Origin of the sequence: Bacterioplanoides sp. (assembly GCF_965226395.1) — a bacterium.
Lineage (GTDB): Bacteria > Pseudomonadota > Gammaproteobacteria > Pseudomonadales > Oceanobacteraceae > Bacterioplanoides.
Window position 1 is genome coordinate 1,973,236 of record NZ_OZ245358.1, and the last position, 17,578, is coordinate 1,990,813.

Annotated in this window: 13 protein-coding genes and 1 pseudogene; 3 read left to right on the plus strand and 11 right to left on the minus strand. The window is 43.7% G+C overall.

All coding sequences use genetic code 11. From position 1 onward, the window contains the following. Positions 1–73: 73 nt before the first annotated feature. Complete coding sequence (locus tag ACO05E_RS09010; RefSeq protein WP_419812605.1) at positions 74–1,138, plus strand: CBASS cGAMP-activated phospholipase; 1,065 nt, start codon at positions 74–76, stop codon at positions 1,136–1,138. A gap of 5 nt (positions 1,139–1,143) precedes the next feature. On the opposite strand, the gene ACO05E_RS09015 is transcribed toward ACO05E_RS09010, so the two are convergent. From ACO05E_RS09015 to ACO05E_RS09060, 10 genes and pseudogenes are all read right to left on the minus strand, one after another. Next, on the minus strand, positions 1,144–1,671 hold the full coding sequence (locus ACO05E_RS09015; protein WP_419812606.1) for a Mov34/MPN/PAD-1 family protein: 528 nt from the start codon (positions 1,669–1,671) through the stop codon (positions 1,144–1,146). Continuing rightward, entirely contained in the window at positions 1,601–3,244 is a 1,644-nt protein-coding gene (locus tag ACO05E_RS09020; RefSeq protein ID WP_419812607.1) for a HesA/MoeB/ThiF family protein, read from the minus strand. Before ACO05E_RS09020 ends, ACO05E_RS09015 begins: the two co-directional genes overlap by 71 nt. Before the next feature lie 38 nt (positions 3,245–3,282). Beyond that, positions 3,283–4,563 (minus strand): CBASS cGAMP synthase, encoded by a 1,281-nt coding sequence (locus ACO05E_RS09025; protein WP_419812608.1) that lies wholly within the window; start codon positions 4,561–4,563, stop codon positions 3,283–3,285. A gap of 280 nt (positions 4,564–4,843) precedes the next feature. Then, on the minus strand, positions 4,844–5,656 hold the full coding sequence (locus tag ACO05E_RS09030) for an endonuclease (protein ID WP_419812609.1): 813 nt from the start codon (positions 5,654–5,656) through the stop codon (positions 4,844–4,846). Positions 5,657–5,668: 12 nt separating this feature from the next. Continuing rightward, the gene (locus ACO05E_RS09035) at positions 5,669–7,483 is read right to left on the minus strand and encodes a hypothetical protein (protein ID WP_419812610.1); all 1,815 of its coding nucleotides are present in this window, start codon (positions 7,481–7,483) and stop codon (positions 5,669–5,671) included. A gap of 140 nt (positions 7,484–7,623) precedes the next feature. Then, positions 7,624–8,316, minus strand: coding sequence for a hypothetical protein (locus ACO05E_RS09040; protein ID WP_419813693.1), 693 nt, complete (start codon positions 8,314–8,316; stop codon positions 7,624–7,626). Between the two features lie 9 nt (positions 8,317–8,325). Continuing rightward, positions 8,326–8,754, minus strand: a pseudogene (locus tag ACO05E_RS09045) (TniQ family protein); the annotation flags it as partial. Beyond that, positions 8,754–9,647: a TniB family NTP-binding protein gene (locus tag ACO05E_RS09050; protein WP_419812611.1), complete on the minus strand. Its 894-nt coding sequence runs from the start codon at positions 9,645–9,647 to the stop codon at positions 8,754–8,756. The gene ACO05E_RS09050 and the pseudogene ACO05E_RS09045, both read right to left, overlap by 1 nt. Before the next feature lie 9 nt (positions 9,648–9,656). Next, positions 9,657–11,543, minus strand: coding sequence for a Mu transposase C-terminal domain-containing protein (locus ACO05E_RS09055; protein ID WP_419812612.1), 1,887 nt, complete (start codon positions 11,541–11,543; stop codon positions 9,657–9,659). After that, positions 11,540–12,199 (minus strand): TnsA endonuclease N-terminal domain-containing protein, encoded by a 660-nt coding sequence (locus tag ACO05E_RS09060; RefSeq protein WP_419812613.1) that lies wholly within the window; start codon positions 12,197–12,199, stop codon positions 11,540–11,542. Before ACO05E_RS09060 ends, ACO05E_RS09055 begins: the two co-directional genes overlap by 4 nt. Positions 12,200–12,238: 39 nt before the next feature. Here ACO05E_RS09060 and ACO05E_RS09065 point away from each other — a divergent pair, with 39 nt between their 5' ends. Further along, positions 12,239–12,922 (plus strand): ATP-binding protein, encoded by a 684-nt coding sequence (locus ACO05E_RS09065; protein ID WP_419812614.1) that lies wholly within the window; start codon positions 12,239–12,241, stop codon positions 12,920–12,922. A gap of 158 nt (positions 12,923–13,080) precedes the next feature. Here ACO05E_RS09065 and ACO05E_RS09070 read toward each other — a convergent pair whose 3' ends face one another. After that, positions 13,081–14,694 carry an EAL domain-containing protein gene (locus ACO05E_RS09070; RefSeq protein WP_419812615.1) on the minus strand — a complete coding sequence of 538 codons (1,614 nt, stop codon included), beginning with the start codon at positions 14,692–14,694 and terminating at the stop codon, positions 13,081–13,083. A gap of 244 nt (positions 14,695–14,938) precedes the next feature. Between ACO05E_RS09070 and rep the strand changes: the two genes are divergently transcribed. After that, positions 14,939–17,011 (plus strand): DNA helicase Rep, encoded by a 2,073-nt coding sequence (gene rep / locus ACO05E_RS09075; protein WP_419812616.1) that lies wholly within the window; start codon positions 14,939–14,941, stop codon positions 17,009–17,011. The last annotated feature ends 567 nt before the right edge of the window (positions 17,012–17,578 follow it).

Here is a 17,578-nt window from a genome sequence, read left to right on the forward strand (position 1 = left end):
GTTTTTATATTGAATTAACGATCATAGACCTCACCTATAAGGTATTAAGTCGTATACCTACCAGAGGTTGAAAATGGCAGACCACAAACCAAAAGTTAGAATCCTATCGCTAAATGGTGGAGGCGTACGGGGCCTATACACTATTTCAGTCTTAGCTGAGTTCGAGAGGATCTTAGCTGATGGTGATGAGTCATACTCAATAGCCGAGCATTTCGATTTGATTGCAGGAACCTCTATTGGGGGTCTGCTCGCACTTGGTTTGGCCGATGGAAGAACGGCAAGGGAGCTCCGGGCTAAAGTTTTGGAGCACGCAACCACGATATTTCCTCCACGAAAAAAGTTTGTTCCAAAGATTCTATGGGACTCCTGGAAAACGGCACGCACCATATTTGGCAATCGTTATAATGGTGAAAACATCAGTAAGGCTGTTGCAGATATAGTTGGCAGCGATAGAACGATTCGAGATCTTCAGCGTCGAGTACTTATACCAACAGTGAATATCTCTACTGGCAAACCGCTTTTTGTAAAAACCTGTCACAATCCAAGATTCACTCGCGATGATCGACTTAAGCTTGTTGATGTTGCACGTGCAACATCAGCGGCTCCAACGTATTTTGAACCACATTACATTGAAGATCTGGAAGCCTATTTTGTAGATGGCGGCCTAGTTGCAAATAATCCAAGCTATGTTGCATATCATGAAGCAGTTACTGACTTGAAAGAAGAGTTCGATGTTAACTCTGAAAGCCAAGTTTATGTACTCAATATTGGCACTATGGCAAGTGAATTCTGCATCAATCCTGAACGAATACATAAATTATTTGCTGGCTATTTACGGCTCTGGGGAATGGGCAGCGCCCTCGTAGAAACAGTAATGAATGGCAACCAATGGATGCACCACTACATGACATCCCGTGCCCTATCAGGGATAAACTATGTATCGCTGGATGATACAGTTCCAGATCAACAAGCCAGCATCATAACCCTTGATAACTCGCGAAAAGAAGCGCTTAGAGCTCTTTCAGCACGTGGAATTCAACAGGCCACCGAATCTATGGCAGATAGTGAACTTGATTTGAGAGGGAAGTTCTTCAATCAAAAAGCAGCCAAGTTCATTCACCCTAAAGATAAGGGCTAACTCGGTTATAAGAGGCTCAGTTTTCGGATATGGTTGCTATCAAAGTAGCAGCCGTATGAGCCTTTTATTCCAAGTATAAGAAAGATCAATGAGTGTCCTTTCTCCAACTTAATGGACTTCCAGGATGCCAAATCAACACTACTCGGCTGAGGCCTAACTTGCGGGTGCGTATGCCATTCGCCCATGTAAGTTCGCAAATTCTTGCTCTTCTTACATATCCGCTTAGAGGCCTTGATGTGCCCAGGATCTTGCCGAACAAATTGTACCCGAGACTGAATATCTCCCTTCATTGGCGTAGTGATATCTGTGACTACCCAATAACGTCCACGGCGCTCACCAATGAGAATCCCTCCAGACTCTTTTGAAGTTGCTCCTAATTGCCTGAAGCCATTCATCTTCCGTGATACTTCATCGCTGAGTATCACATCGATATCCCTTCCACTGAAGACAATAGTGTCATGGTTAAAGTGCTGCACAGTACATACACCCTCTGTTTCTAGGGACAGCTTTATCTTTGACTTGCTTACCTTCATTTGATTGGATTAAGACACTACGAATTTTCGACTTTGTATCGCCACGCGCCCAATCAATAGCTAAGTTTGCAGCCAGTGCAGCGGCGTGCATGGCTGTTGCTGCGGAATATGGTACTGACCAATCACTACAAGAGCCTGTCGAATTCTTTACAGTGTTTTCCGTATCTCGTTTCAGCAAAGAAAAAGAAGTCCCTTTTTCAAAGTTGTTAATACAGTGTAAGCAAGGAGCATCTTTATCAGAGTATTGAATAAATGATTGAACACCAACACCTGCACCATGTACCCAAGCATACACTACGGGGCATGGTATATTACCGACCCGTAGCTCAGTCGATAAAAACTGATTAAAAGACTGGTCTCCAGTCGCATCAATTACCAAATCGTAGCCAGAAAATGACATCTCTTCGGATAATGAAGTAGCATTGATTTTAGGCAGGATAACCTCTAATTTTCTCTTGAGTGCTACTGCTTTATTTTTTCCTAAACTTTCCATTCCAAGAGAGTGGCGCCCAATGTTCCCTGGCTCTATATAGTCAAAGTCAGCTAGTACCAACTCTCCGCCAAGCCTTCCAGCTCCATGTCGAGCCACTAGTTCCGCTATATGACTTCCTACCGAACCACATCCTAGCAGTAAAACTTTCTTCCCTGATAAATCAGGCGTGTCATCAACTTGAGAGTTTGGTGCATTACGGGATATTAGAGAAAATTCATCAAGTGGGTATATCCCCATTCTGAATATTTTAACTTTCTTCGCATGCTTTCCGAAAACCAGCTTCTCCGGTTTATTGATAGCGAATCCCTTTGGAGTCGTGCTGGGGATTAGTACTGCCGCCTTTGTGTTTGGTGCATCTAGCATTAGTGCAATGTAAGGCGAGGACTTTGGTGACGCTTTGAAAGCATCTATGAAAGCTTTGGCTAAACCAGGAACAGCTTTGTTATTTGACTCTTTTAGCCATTCTTTTAGTTCCAATAGATTTTCTGGGGGGAAATTTTTCTCTGTTGCAGAAAGTGGTAGCTCACAGTTAATACGAAAATACTGTAGTTTAGTAATTTCATCGTTAAAATTTGGATAGTAATCTTTATTTTCCGTTGAAGTTAGCAAACAGTATACGTCTGGGTCAGAAAATTCAGATGACCCTGTCTCAGAATACAGTCCAAACTTATTGTTTTTTTCAGAACCGTCAGTGTCGAAATAAATTCCACCGCCTCCCCAGTAAACTAGAAACTCTGACCGTGTTTTCTCTGAATTCCGCCCTTCAAAAAGCTCTTCAATCATATTAGATGCAAGCAGTAAGCATCCTTTGATTTGGCTCTCAAGCTTGACTAAATCCAGATAGGCAAGTTGATTATCTGCGTAGCAGAGATACCCATTACTAGGGTAATAATGAGGAGTTACAGCTGGAAAATCATCCGGTGTTTCTTCGAGAAAAATTATTGGTAAGGTGATATGGCTAAGACTTTTAAAGCACACCCTAGCAGCCACACTCCTTTTTCCAGCCTTAATCTTCCCGTTATAAATTGCTTCATATTCTCGCGAAGGGCAGTACCCAAGAGTAAAGCCCTCGCTATGCATAACGTTATTTACTCTGCCTTTGGTATCGCTTAGAGACACTACGCTTGCACCACTCGACCAGATGGCTCCTGTGCTGACACTGTTGCCATAGGAGCAGCTGCCGCAGCTGATGCTAGTGTTACTCTCTTCAGAGATGTTGGACCAGAAGGAATGCGTTTGCCAAGGTGCTTCGATAAAAGGGCAACAGCGCCTGGTGCGTCAGAGCGATAAGCTTTCTGGAAGTCGTCATAAAACGCTTCAATTTTTTGAAGGACTTCTGCCCTAATATTTTCAGGTGCATCCAATTTTTTTGCCAAATCTTCATTTTGGTCGGTTGGCAATAAAATCTGCCCCTGGACAATTTCTTTCATTCTTCTCAGGACACTAAATAGAGCCTGGTCATCCCGATCCTCCAGCTTCACATAGAAGGCCTTCTCTGTAGCCACCATTAGCAATATAGATTTAGGGTCATTTAAAGGCCAATGCATATGATCTCGCCAAGCTTTTACATACCTCATAACTCTTCGAAGTTGTTCACTTTTTACGGAAACAACACTTTCAACCCAGTCTTTAATTGGCCGTGGGTCCGATTTTCGCCAGCCAGACTGAGTTGCCATCAATACATGGTCCGTCTCAAGGGCATCCCATGAATCTAAATCCTGTCGTAACGCCTCTTGAAAGTACTGAATATATTCGCTTTCGCCCTTCAGGCTTATAGACTCAAGCCCCAATGATTCCGAAAAATACAACGAGTCATAAGCACCATCCAGAATGGCTTGGTGGTTGTACTTTAACGCTGCTGTTTCAGTGTTTTTGGCTGTTTCGAGGGACTTAAAGTCCTCTGTTGGTATCACATAGAGGGGAACGTCGATATGCATTTCGTCGTTGAGTTCTATACGCGTGCAGTTAGGGTTCGATGTTTCAATCTTCCAGTTTGGATGCGTTTTGCATAGCACCGTTAATTGCTCTTCGACAGTCTCTAGCAATAACTTCGCTACCTCAGAGGGAGGTTCCTGATCAACGGCTCCTAAGGGAAGGTACATCCCATCATCAAGGTCTGCTTGCTGCTTAGGTGGTTTGGCAGGAGCATTCAGTGTTTGATATGCCCATGATCCCTGGGTAAAAAACCTAGGCTTTGGGAAATCACTGAGATTCAGACCTTCTTCTTTGACTTTCCGGTCCAATTCAGTCGGTACATGTTTAGCTAGATAAGTACGGATAACTTGACGTGCACTGATCAGTGTTTGTTTTTGAGTAATCGTAAGCGAAATTTTGTTGAAGAACGTATCTTCTTGATTCTCGCCCGTATAAAAAAGGTCGTTGAGATTTTGTTCTCTCATGATTGGTATTCCCCAATAAGTTGGGGCGAAGCATGCCAGCCTCACCCAGTTCAATTTTTAATTAAACTGCCAACTTTGAGAGTTGCTCTCTTACAGATATAAGTACTTCTAGCCAGTCTTACAAAGGTCCATGTCACCCATCCCTATGACTCATGCAGTTTCAATATATGACTTGGGGTCAGTCACGGCAGGCTTCAACCCCTATTATTGAAAATATCAACGAATACGAAGATAGTCGTAGGCTGTAAGTAGGGGGGATGTCGAGTACATCAATGAAAAATCACTCCCAGGAACATGAGCCTTTGCCACTAGGCACAACACCTTCGACATAAGGATTTTTGTTTTTCTGTATTTTAGATATCAAATCGTGCCGTTTTTTCTCCCAAGGGCTAACAGGATCACCCTTGGACCAAGCAATAAGAAGCTTTTCTGTTTCTGAGTCAATATTGACACCATGAGCCAGCCTCATGTAAAACCAAATCCGAGCAACATCGCCTTTCTTGCAATCTGGTGGTTCAAACAGGCCATCGGGTCCAGAGGTAGTGCCATTGAGATCTCTTGCCTGACACATAGGCCCAAATCCCTCGTGTTCACTTTCATCCGGGATTACTCCGTAAGGGTCGTTAGATCTATATTGATTAAGCTGCGCCGCAGCCGGAACGAGGTTGTGCAGGTCAAAAATCATGATCTCCCCAGAAGGGCTAACAGCTTCACAACAATTGCGATTGCTCTTATCAACCTTACCAGAATCGTCCGTACAGGCTTTAATCGAAGCTTCATCTTGCCAGCACATATAAGACCCCACAGGCATAAGAGAGGCTGGAACGACATGTTCCCACTGGATGGTATTTCTAACGTTTCTTTTTAACTGAACCCCCTGGAAACCGCAGGCGTCGGCGTCAATACTACCAGAGCCGTCATAATCCTGATGTGAAGAGTACGAACAACCGCAATAAAATGTATATCTGTGATATTTATAAACTTGATCATCGAGCAAATTCTTTGCACGATTCCATGAGCCTGCCGGAACAAAACTATCTGAATAGCAAGGAACAGAGGAGAGTAGAATCACGAACCAGAAGTAAAAGCGCATATCAGAGTCCCTTTATTCATCATTGAGGCGAATTGCCTTAACACTTCCTAAGTTGATAACTTCATCTTTAATACCTCTTAGAATTGAATCTGCCCATTCTTTCGCTTGGGTTTCAGATGCACCATCATTTCTTGATAATCCGTGTAAATGAGGCAGGGATCTGTGACCGTAGCTCTCAAAGTACGATGCCGCTACCTTTCTAACTCTTTCTGTTTTCCAGGTATGGTCTTTTTGTGGCCACCCATTTCTAACAGCGACGAGGCCAAGGAATACTTTGAAGTCAACATCTGACATACACTGGCTATCTTTTCGGAATACTAATAAGGTGCTTCGTCCCGTTTCTTTTGGCTTAAGCTCCAATTCCATTAAATAGATATAGCCCAGTGAGGAAATATTGATTTCTACCCATGCAATCTGCCTAGGCCTCCTAGATTGACCACTATCGAGTTCATCAACCATCTTCCAACTCCTTTGCCTTTTATCAGAAGGAAATGAGTTAACAACCTCACCATCAATTTGGACAGGCTCTGTTCCATATCGAGTCATAACCTCCCATTCATCATCAATTGTTAGCTCACGCAGCTGCTTGATCATTGCTATGAAGCCTTCGAGGTCTCTACTAGCTTGTACATGGGACCCAAAGCTGTTGGTTCCAGTGTTATCGGAATCCTCATTTGGAGGCCTATGGCCTTCACCGTCACTATCATCAGATGGATATACCGGGTGATCATATTGACCACTACGTATATGCGTAAACTTAAGAGACCCTAACACGCTAAATTTATTTTCTGGAGAGATGACGATAGATGGTCCTGTGATAAGGTCATCGCTTTGTTCTTCATCTAATTCAGGTTCTAGTTCATCTTCAAATAGATCTTCTTCGGGCTCACCATAAAAACCCTCCTGATCGGTAGCAAAGCCGGGTTTGGTTCCATTTTCCCCCTCATCAGTTTCAATATACGGATCAAATTCATCTACGTAACCACAGCTGATGATATTTGAGACGAAGATAGCCCATATTTTTTCTCCTTCTGGAGAATTGTATGAAAATGGTTTCCCTGAGACAGTTAGTTTTGTCAAACCTTCAAAGGGAAACTTCGCTTTCATAGTCATGGGTAGGCGATACGAATCACTTATGGAGGTTTCATTACGACTAGCTGCATATTTGATACTATTGCGAGGGTAGCCAAACCACGATCTACCTTGCTTATTATAAAAACTTCGATAAGCGACGAGCTGCTCTTCCCTGCTAAGCCTTTTCAATGCTTTAAGGCCATATCCTTTCCATTCAACATATCGATCCATACTCCCGTTTATGGCTGCATTGCAAAAGCGGTTGCTGACACAGGTGTAGAAGTTGAAAAGCTCAATGCATGGGATTGCTAAGTACTGTGTGCGTTTCTTTTGGTTTAGAACTGGAACTATGGCCAAATAGTTACCTTTCATACTATGCAGATTTTTGCCGAGTTGAATAGCGTTCATTGGTAGCGACCAATCGAAATTTACACCGTCTATTTCTACCGATTGATTATACTTAACAATTTGTATCTTTCTTGTATCTATTTCGTATTGGCCATCCATTACCCCTGGAAGATAGACTCGCTGACCATCTTTCCATACCGAACCAGTTTTTAAGTCTCTAATCCAATTTAAAGGGATGTCTGTTACTACTTGGTGTTTGCCATTCAGGCTAGCGTTATGCAAAGGCTTAGCTATTCCATCCGGGTGAATTCCTGACATGTAAACATTGGTCGTAGGGTAGTGACCATTGAATCGATGTATTTCACCAAAGCCATCAATACGCCAGTAACCTGGTTGCTTTGACATTCGAGCTTTGTTTGCATCTCTTGGCATTCATACCCCCAAAGTTAAGTAAATACTCAAATCAGAGTCTAAATCTTGATCCCACAGCAATTCAATATATAACTACATTATTAAGCAGATTCTATCTTGGGCATATGAGGGAATTAACTAAATAATTTACTCAGTCTTTTATGGCAAGCTGTTACATCGGCATCAAATAGGTCTGCTAGATAACATGCTTTAACTGGCACACCTTTTCGGCGTAAGTGGTTGAATGCCATAAGGAATTCTTGGTCGCTGGGGAAGTATTTCCTTCCATAAAACTCTTCTTTAAATACCTTATCAACCCAGAAAGGTATAAATGAATAATCTGATAAAACAGAGTAAGAAAATTCAGTTCCTTTAGATAGAGCAACCAATCGATATGGCCAATCCTCTAAGAGCCAAAACACAGCACTCATCAAAATACAACGATCTGCCGATGATAAAGAGTCAATCCCTTTTGGGTTCTTAACGCTAGTCAGTGGTATACCTGAGGCCCATTCGATTCTTTCGGACAAGGGTTCTGATCTTTTCTTGGTGAGAGAGCTTGCAAGCACCCATAAACCTGAGAATACACATAACCAATGTGATGTGGGAATAGGAAAAACAATCTCTTTTTTTATGAATGCATTTAGGAAGTCGATATATATTCTGGGGATGTAGTGACGGATTCCTTCTTCAGAGCTTTGGTTTAATGGGGTGTAACACTCAGAACAGGACTTTAAGTCAGATAGTGGTAGCTCATATTTTTTGCCACTGATCGCATGGCGATGAATAGCAATATAAGACCCACAGGATGGACATGAGTCTTTCAAAAGAACTTTATGTATTGGGCATACGGTGAAAAAAGATAATCGCCAATACTTTCGAAAATGAGGGATTTGATCTCCAGCGAGGCATTCTGCGCAGTAGTGCATTCCTCCCCGTTTTCTCTTTCTATGATAAACCCCAATGGGAATCAGATTTTTAGTTAGTGAATTGGGACTCAAGCTTTCGTATACGCATCCCACATATTCTTTAAGGCTAAGGGAGTTAATGGAATATATGGAGTTGTTCGTGCTTTTAGATAAGCTCAGTAATAGTTCTTTTTGAGGGGTTCGATCAACGTCGCGAGAAAAAATAGACGGTGAACATTGTAAGATCTGCGTGAAGAAACTATTTAAGAAAAACCCATTGCTAAGGGCTAGTCTAGTCAACCATGATGAAAGAATCTCATGGTTAATTGGCTTTGGTTGGATAGGTAAAATACACATTAGAGTGCACTAATACTTTCTCGCACTCGCATCCCTGGCCCTATATATCCACATTTTTGTATGGACTCTAGGTCAATGACCTCTAGTCCATTTCTTAACGAATATGAAGCCGCTGTGTTTAAGAGAGTGGATATTTCACCTATTGACCCCTCTGTGATAGCAAGGATTTTTTTACTTAGCTCAGGGGAGTGAAGGTTGGATCTTTCTTTTAAGGGGATTACTCTCTCGAAGGTGCTCAGTAACTGGCGAAAGCTCTTATCGTATCGCCACCTAGGGATGATCATGGGTGGAAAACGGTTTTGAATTTGGGGATCAACACTTACGGCCCTTAGTAAATCAGAAGTTCCACAGCCAACAATAGATACCTGAAGCTGATTGCTCAGGTACTTTATCATGTTCAGAAAGTGTTGCTGCTTGGTTGATGATCCGGCCAGGATATTATGGAGCTCATCTATGATCATGACCTTCAGCTCTATCTTTTTCAGCACAGATATAGTCCGTTCTCTTTTTGCAGCGATAGAAGATGCTGGCACTCTTTCATATAATTTACATAGTATGTGAGTATAAAAGTCCGCTTCAGAAGGCGTTGGAGGCGCTTCGAAATACATCGTTGGAGTAATCAGATTCTCCGTATCAAATGATTCGTCTGGTAAGTGACGTTGGCAAAAACGTTTAACGATTTCTGTTTTCCCGTTATTTGTTGCTCCGACCAGTAGCATGTTGGGCATCCTTGACACTCTTGGGTGAGACAATAGTCCCTCTAATTTATGCATGGCATCCTGGGCAGTCGGGTATCCAATCCATCTGGGTTTATGGATTTCTTGAATTCTGTCATCTATGTCCATTTCAAGCTTCGGAATGCAGTCTTTATGTAAGTGCTGGTAATTATCCATTCATAGGCCTCAGCTAATGTCTACATCGGTGAATGGTTGAATCTCTTCATCAAAATCGCTGTCTATTATTTCTGCTGCCACTGCGGCAACTCCAGCAGTTTCATCCTTATTGTGAGCTGCACTCCAAGTAGAACGGCGCTGTGCAAACCTTCGCTTACGCTTCTCCGAAGCCCTTTGTTGTTTAGCTAAACGAGTTTTTTCTATTGATGCCACTTCAATTTCACGCATTTTGGCTATGCCCTGAAAAATTATGTCTTCGCTAATCAGAGCTCTATGCTCATTTTTCAGGGACTTTTGTACTTCCCTCAGTTCCCACAAGCTTATAGACGGCCTGGTATTATCTAAGTAAGGAACGGACACATATTTGTTTGTATCAGGATCAAAAAAGTGCACGGCACTTATATCTCGAGGATCTCGCGCAAAAATAAACTTTTGTGCCTTTTGATTTTTGTCTTTGGTGCCAATCCATTTCTTTAGTACAGGAGAAAAGTAATGGATGTTATCAATCACTACGCCTTGCCTTTGAATAGAGCGCTCTACATAGGGAGTGAAATTAAGCCTTAGTGTTTCTTCATCTTCAATTGGCAAAGGCATGCCAATACCTGGAGTACTACTGTTTCCGAAAATAAGCTCCTCATATTTTTTTATTGGAGGAACATCAGCAATCCCACGGTGAGGCTTATGGTGATAGTAATATACAATAAATACCGTAAACCACATCTCTAGCTCGCGTAATGTCATGCAAGCCTTGCCTTCCGAGTTATAGTCAAGTTTATCTTTTACACTAGAAAAAGTTGTTCCTGGGATAGTATGAACTTCTGACATAAACGTCCGAAATACACGCTCCACATGAGGACCGAAGTTAGGCATTCCGCGGGGGCGAAACTCCAGGATAATTCCGTGTTGTTGACACGCTCTTCTGAGCATATTCCCATGAAACTCTTTAGCATTGTCAACATGGATCTTCCTCATCTTGTCGTGGATTGGCCACTCAAGATCTACATTTCGATTAGCTAGCCAGTTATCTTTTGTCGAGATAGCGTGGGCAATACATAGGCCAGCGCTATGAGCGCTTGGGTGTTCAAGTGTTAGGCAAAAGCCTGATATCATACGAGTTGCTACATCGATAGTGATGGTGAGAAATGGTTTGCCTATTGGCTGACGGTGTAAGTCGTCGACTATGATCAGATCGACGGGTGTATGATCAACCTGGACAACGGCATTAGGGTAATCCGCTCCTGGAAACTTTCCTAGAATCGGACGGTAAGACTGTTTGGCAAATTTTGAGCCTAGGCGCCTTTTTACAGCCTCTTTTTCTTCTATCGCCGAAACTCGTGCATAAATTGTATTTTTATCCGGTGTAGGCAGGTCTAATTTGAAACACTCACTCTTAATCTCTTTGTAGAGCTTTAGAACAGAAGGTCTTTCAGGAAGCAGAAATACTTGTTCAATCTTCGCATTGATAACCTCTTCTACTTCTTTATTAATTTTCAGTGAGCCTTTATCGCTACGCTCTTTTCTTAATAGTGAAGACACCAAGCCAGTTTTTTCATATGCACGAATCCAGCGATATATTGTGGTTATCCCTTTGCCGTTCTTTCTTGCTATCTTTTTGACATCTTCTGCCGTGCGAGAATGCATATGCAAGAGAGGAGATATAATCTCAAAACGCTCAACTGCTGACTGCCAATCAGAATCTTGAGACACTAAATGTCGGTTGTCCGCCTTCTGTATGTATTCCAAAGAGTGCTTACTTCGAAGATCGCTGATTCGAGCGATGGAGGTTTCGTCTGTTTCAATACTCCGCACAATAGCTTCACTGAACCCTTTCAGTTCAAGAACGACAACGCTATTCCCATTAAGATAAACCAAGCTGCCAGGAGAAACCGACTTCATAAATCACCTTTCACGCGTATCAATGTTCTCATTGTTAGTGGGGCGTCCAGATCACACACAATGCGACCGTTAGCTATCAAATACCATATAACTGGAAGCACTTTTGCCTGATCTCGCTTATGACTAAAAAGAGCGGCCATTAGTAGGCTCGGATCTGCCATTCCTAGGTCATCAAGAATAGTAAGGACATGCTCAGCCATAGGTTCTTCAACTTTCCAATCCTTATAGCCCCAAAGAAACTTAGCGTTAGCCAGGAAGGGAGTCCTAATTTCTACTTCTGTTAGAACTTTGAAACTCCAGCCCCTTCTACAGGCAACAGACCTAGCCTTACGTAACTTGGGAAATAATTGTTTTCTTTGGCCTTTGAGGTCAGCTCGGTATTTAATTTCATAGAGTAGTGGAGGAATACGCAGGTCTTCACGGTAATACACAAGCCCATCTGGAGTGTAAGGGCGTTCAATCCCAAAGGAATCGGAGTAGGTAATGGTAAGAGGCTGGGGGACGACACTGTCAATGCCGGAATCGAAGCGTGCGAGCTCCATAAAGTCACGCTCCAGAGCGGATTCATAGGAACCAATATCAGGTATGGCACCTGAAACACTACGATTGGTGATACCGATTAACCTGGCTTTGGATGTATAAAAGCTGGGATTCATTACCACATACCTTTGGAAACCATAGGTATGTTATCTTTTATGTCTAGAACTTACAGCGGTGGTGGTAAACCTAAGCCTGGAGAAATCTCTCTGGCCCATGGCGGGGTGTTGTTTCTTGATGAATTACCGGAGTACAGCCGTAAGGTACTGGATGTGCTGCGTGAGCCATTGGAAAGTGGCCGTATTGTGATCAGTCGTGCCAATCGCTCTATGACCTACCCGGCAAACTTCCAGCTGATTGCCGCTATGAACCCTTGTCCGTGTGGTTACTTTGGTGACCCGTCCGGGCGTTGCCAGTGTACCACCGATCAGATTCGCCGTTATCAGGGACAGGCATCCGGGCCATTATTAGACCGGATTGATTTGCATGTGGAAGTACCACCGATTCCAACGGCCATGTTACAGCAGGCGGCTCAGGGCGATTCAACCACCTCGGTTCAACAACGGGTGATGCAGGCGCGGGAACGTCAGCTGGCGCGGCAGGGCTGTATCAATGCCGAATTAAGTGGTGATGTGCGTGATCAGGTATGTGCGTTACAGGAAAGTGATCGGGAGTGGCTGCTATCTGCCATTGAAACGCTCAATTTATCAGCCCGTGCCTATCACCGGGTGTTAAAGATTGCCCGCACGATTGCCGATTTGCAGGTCAAAGAAAGTATCGAACGGCCGCATTTATTAGAGGCATTAAGTTATCGCACGATTGATCGCTATTTGCAGAAATAATGACACCGGGAGAAGAGAATGAATAAGCAGCTGTTAATCTTTTTAATGACATTACTGGTGATCATTGCCGGGTTAAGTTATTGGCATATCAATCGTACCAACCCCTATAGTTCACCGGTTTTCTTTGGTGAATAGTATCGAAGCCGGCACGATTTTATTCAGAATAAACTGCGCTGATTAAAGTCCTGAGCGCTGAAGCCAGACTCGGCTTGTTCCAGCAATGCCTCCAGTGCCAGTGGGCGGGAATAGATATAGCCCTGAATACGATCACAGCCCAGTTTTTGTACCAGGCCAAGGCATTGTTTGTCTTCAATACCTTCAGCGGTAGTCTCTAAATTCAGGCGTTTCGCTAAATCCAGCATGGTCGTCACAATATGCGATTGTGGGCCTTGTTCCGCCATTGGGGTAACAAACGCACGATCCAGCTTAATGCCGGTAATGGGTAAATCACTGAGGTGAGATAAGGAGGAAAATCCGGTACCAAAGTCATCCAGCACAATATGAATGCCTTCGGCCTGTAGTGTTTTTAAGTTCATCAGTGACACGCTGGTATCACGCATCATGGCAGTTTCGGTCAGCTCTAATTCAAGAAAGTGCGGCGGCATCTCCAGTTGTTCTAATAAATCCAGTACCTGACGGGCGTAATAAGGGTCGGCAATTTCCGGGAAGGAAACGTTCACGGCCATACGAATTGGCGTATCGAAACGCCGTTTGATCTCTCCCCAGGCAAGAATGGTTTCACGCAGTGCCCAATGGCCCAGCGCCTGAATCAGGCCGGTATTTTCGGCTTCGCGGATAAATACTGTGGGCGGAATGACGCCCAGTGTTGGGTGCTTCCAGCGCAGTAATGCTTCGGCTCCGGTCCAGACGCCGGTCTGGCCATCAAATTGTGGTTGGAACTCAAGAAAAAACTCATCCCGTTGCAGGGCAAGATGCAGGCCTTCGTATAAATTCAGACTATGGGCCTGAGGCTGCCAGTCGAATTGTGCTTCCTGCACCAGGCGTTCCCGGGCGATTTGTTGCACGCCTTCCTGCAGCACACCGCTCAATGCGTCAAACTGATTCAGCTGCAGTACTGAACTGCTGTATACCATCCAGGCGTTTTCCTGAGTTTCACAGCGTCTCGGAAACCAGTCGGCCTGTAGCGCATAATAATCTTTGCCAACCACAATCAGCTGGTCGTCCAGTATGCGGCCAATCATGGCGTTATCCGGTGCCTGGCTGAGAATGGTTTGCTCGAATTCCTGCTGCACTTTATGACGTACAATCCAGGGCGTTTGTTCATCATCCGTTGCCGCCAGCCAGCGACACTGTAAAACCCGCAGGTATAAACCATTCGCCGACTGGCTCATCCAGTGACGAAAGCGGGAGAAAAACGCATCGCGTTGCAGTGGCTCGGGCGATGGTGTTTCGGCTTCGTGATAAATGGCTTCACAGGCTTCGATCAGGTGATGATGATTTAATACTGGCGTGGGTAAACAGTGTACTTGCTCCGGAAGGTGTGACTGCAGTGCATCAGGGGCGAGAAACAGTATGGGGGTTTTCAGAGAAACCTGATGCCACTGCATCAGCCAATCCAGATCGTTGCTGAGCAAGTGGACGATAATCAGATCGAATGAACGGGTATCCAGTGGATAATCCGATTGACATTGGCACTGCCAGTGTTGGCTGCGTGGATGCTCAGATAAGCTCTGTTGCAGAGTGTTCAGCTCATCCGGATGGCGGCCAATCAGAAGCAGGTTTAAATCAGTCTCACACTCGGTCGAAGCCATTAAAATCCCAGAGTACAGTCTATTGATAAATCACTGTACAGTTGTTGTTAAACCCATAAATTAATCACGGACACTCTTCTTATTTATAGGCCATAATGATGGGCCTGTCTCCCTCCTTAGCAGGAAAAACCGCACAAACCGGCTCAGTTGTCTTTTGCTGGTCATTAGTTGTACGAATTAAGGCTGAAAATTGTCAGGCATGGCAACAAAAATAAGGATTTAATCAGGCCATTCGGCTGTTAAAATGGCGCTTGTTAACCGTCTCTATCTTGATAAGCCTGAGGAAACCGTGGTCGATTTAACCCAGCTTAACCCCCGCCAACGTGAAGCCGCCAAGTATATTGATGGCCCCTTACTAGTGCTTGCTGGCGCGGGCTCCGGTAAGACCTCGGTAATTACCCGGAAAATTGCTTACCTGATTGGCACCTGTGGTATCAAGCCGCATCATATTGCTGCCGTAACCTTTACCAATAAAGCGGCCCGTGAAATGAAAGAGCGGGTTGGCTCGTTAGTCGGCAAAGGTGGTGCAAAAGGCCTGACAGTATCGACCTTCCATAACCTGGGTCTGAATATTATTCGTTTTGAAAATAAAAGTGCTGGTTATAAACCCGGGTTTTCAATTCTCGATCAGGATGATTGCAAAGGCATTATTCGTGATGTGATGCATCGTGAACATGGTGATGATGGTGACATGATTGAGCTGGTGCAAAACGCCATCTCGAATCTGAAAAATGATCTGATTGAGCCTCAGGCTGCCATCGAAATGGCACAAAGCCCACAGGAAATGTTAATCGCACAAACCTATGAAGTGTATCAGCGTATGCTGAGAGCCTATAACGCGGTGGACTTTGATGACCTGATTATGGTGCCTACTCTGTTGTTTATGAAACACGAAGAGGTGCTTGCACGTTGGCAGAAAAAAATTCGTTATTTATTAGTCGACGAATACCAGGATACCAATACCAGCCAATATGAATTAGTAAAAATGCTGGTGGGCAATCGCACCGGGTTGACGGTAGTGGGTGACGATGACCAATCTATTTATGCCTGGCGCGGTGCAAAGCCTGAAAATTTATCCTTATTAAAAAAGGATTTTCCGACGTTAAAACTGGTGAAGCTGGAACAGAATTATCGTTCAACCGGATTGATTCTGAATGCCGCCAACAAGGTAATTGATAATAACCCGCACGAGTTTGAAAAAAAATTATGGTCGGATAAAGGCTATGGCGATCAGATTCGTATTTTAAAATGTCGCAACGATGAAGTGGAGTCAGAACGCATTGCTACTGAAATTGTAGAGCGACGTATGCGTTATGGCTGCGGCTATAAAGACTTCGCCGTGTTATATCGTGGTAACCACCAGTCGCGCGCTATTGAAATGAAGCTACAAGCTTATCAGGTGCCTTATAAACTCAGTGGCGGGCAGTCGTTTTTTGGTCGTAATGAAATTAAAGATATTATGGGTTATTTGCGGTTGTTAATTAACCCTAGCGACGACGCTGCTTTTTTACGGATTATTAATACCCCACGACGTGAAATTGGCCCAACTACCATTGAAAAACTGAGCGAATATGCTGCGATGCGTGGTATTTCGATGATGTCTGCTACCACTGAAATGGGCCTCGAGCAGGTGTTGATGCCGAAAGCGGTGGATCGCTTACGACGCTTTGGTCATTGGCTGGAAAATATTACTAAAAATGCCTATACCGATGACCCAGTAGCTGCCATTAAAGAAATGATTTCGGATATCGATTACGAAGGGTATTTATTACAAAATTCCGGTACCCCGAATCAGGCTGAACGGCGTATGAAAAACGTTTGGTTCCTGATCGACTCGATTAATAAAATGGTGGATCAGGCCGAAGAAGTCGGCGACGAAGTTACGATCGAAGATGCCGTGGGTAAATTAATTCTGCGCGATATGATGGAACAGCAGGAGCAGGAAGACGAAACTGATCAGGTGCAGTTAATGACCTTGCATGCCTCAAAAGGTCTGGAATTCCCGCATGTTTATATCATGGGCATGGAAGAGGAGTTAATGCCACACCGCAACAGCATTGAAGCCGATACCATCGAAGAAGAGCGGCGTTTAATGTACGTGGGCATTACCCGGGCAAAACAAACGCTGGCGCTGACTTATGCTGGTAAACGTCGTCAGTATGGCGAAGCAGTATCAACTACTCACTCCCGTTTTCTGGATGAATTACCATCGGATGATATTACCTGGGAAGGGCGCGATGAGACCTCCGCTGAAGAGCAGAAGCAGCGAGGACAGGAAACGCTCTCAAGCCTGAGAAATATGCTGTCGGATTTTTGATTACTAAAAGTGTAAAAACTTAGCGTTTCTGAATTTTTTGATCATTGATCTACACGATTAAATTGTTACATCAATAATCTGACACTAGATCGGAAGAGTTGGCTTACCATGAACAGCTGCTTGGGTGTCTATTAATGTTACCATAGCGGCAGTTAAATGATCAGCCAACTACTTCTATCGTGTAAATATGAGGTTTGCCATAATGACCATAATTTATTCTTAATAAATCAGCAGCATTGGCTCATACAGTGCAATTCTTATTAGTACCTCTAAGCTATATTGTTTCTCAGTGCATAGTATTGCCATTCCGTTTTTCCCCGCCACTAATTGTATCACTAACCAATATTGATTCGTTTCCAAGAGCATAGTTAGACAAAGCAGTTCATCAAGCTTTTCTAGAATTAACGCTCCTAAGGACATAATGATACTAAGAAGCTTGTCAATTTTTTCTAAAATTGATGACAGTAGAGAAAAGTTGTGAACTATTACGAAAAAGAACTTCATATGAGTATCTCTTAATAATTAAAAAATTCATCATATAAAAGAAATTAGGAAAAGTAGCTTGAC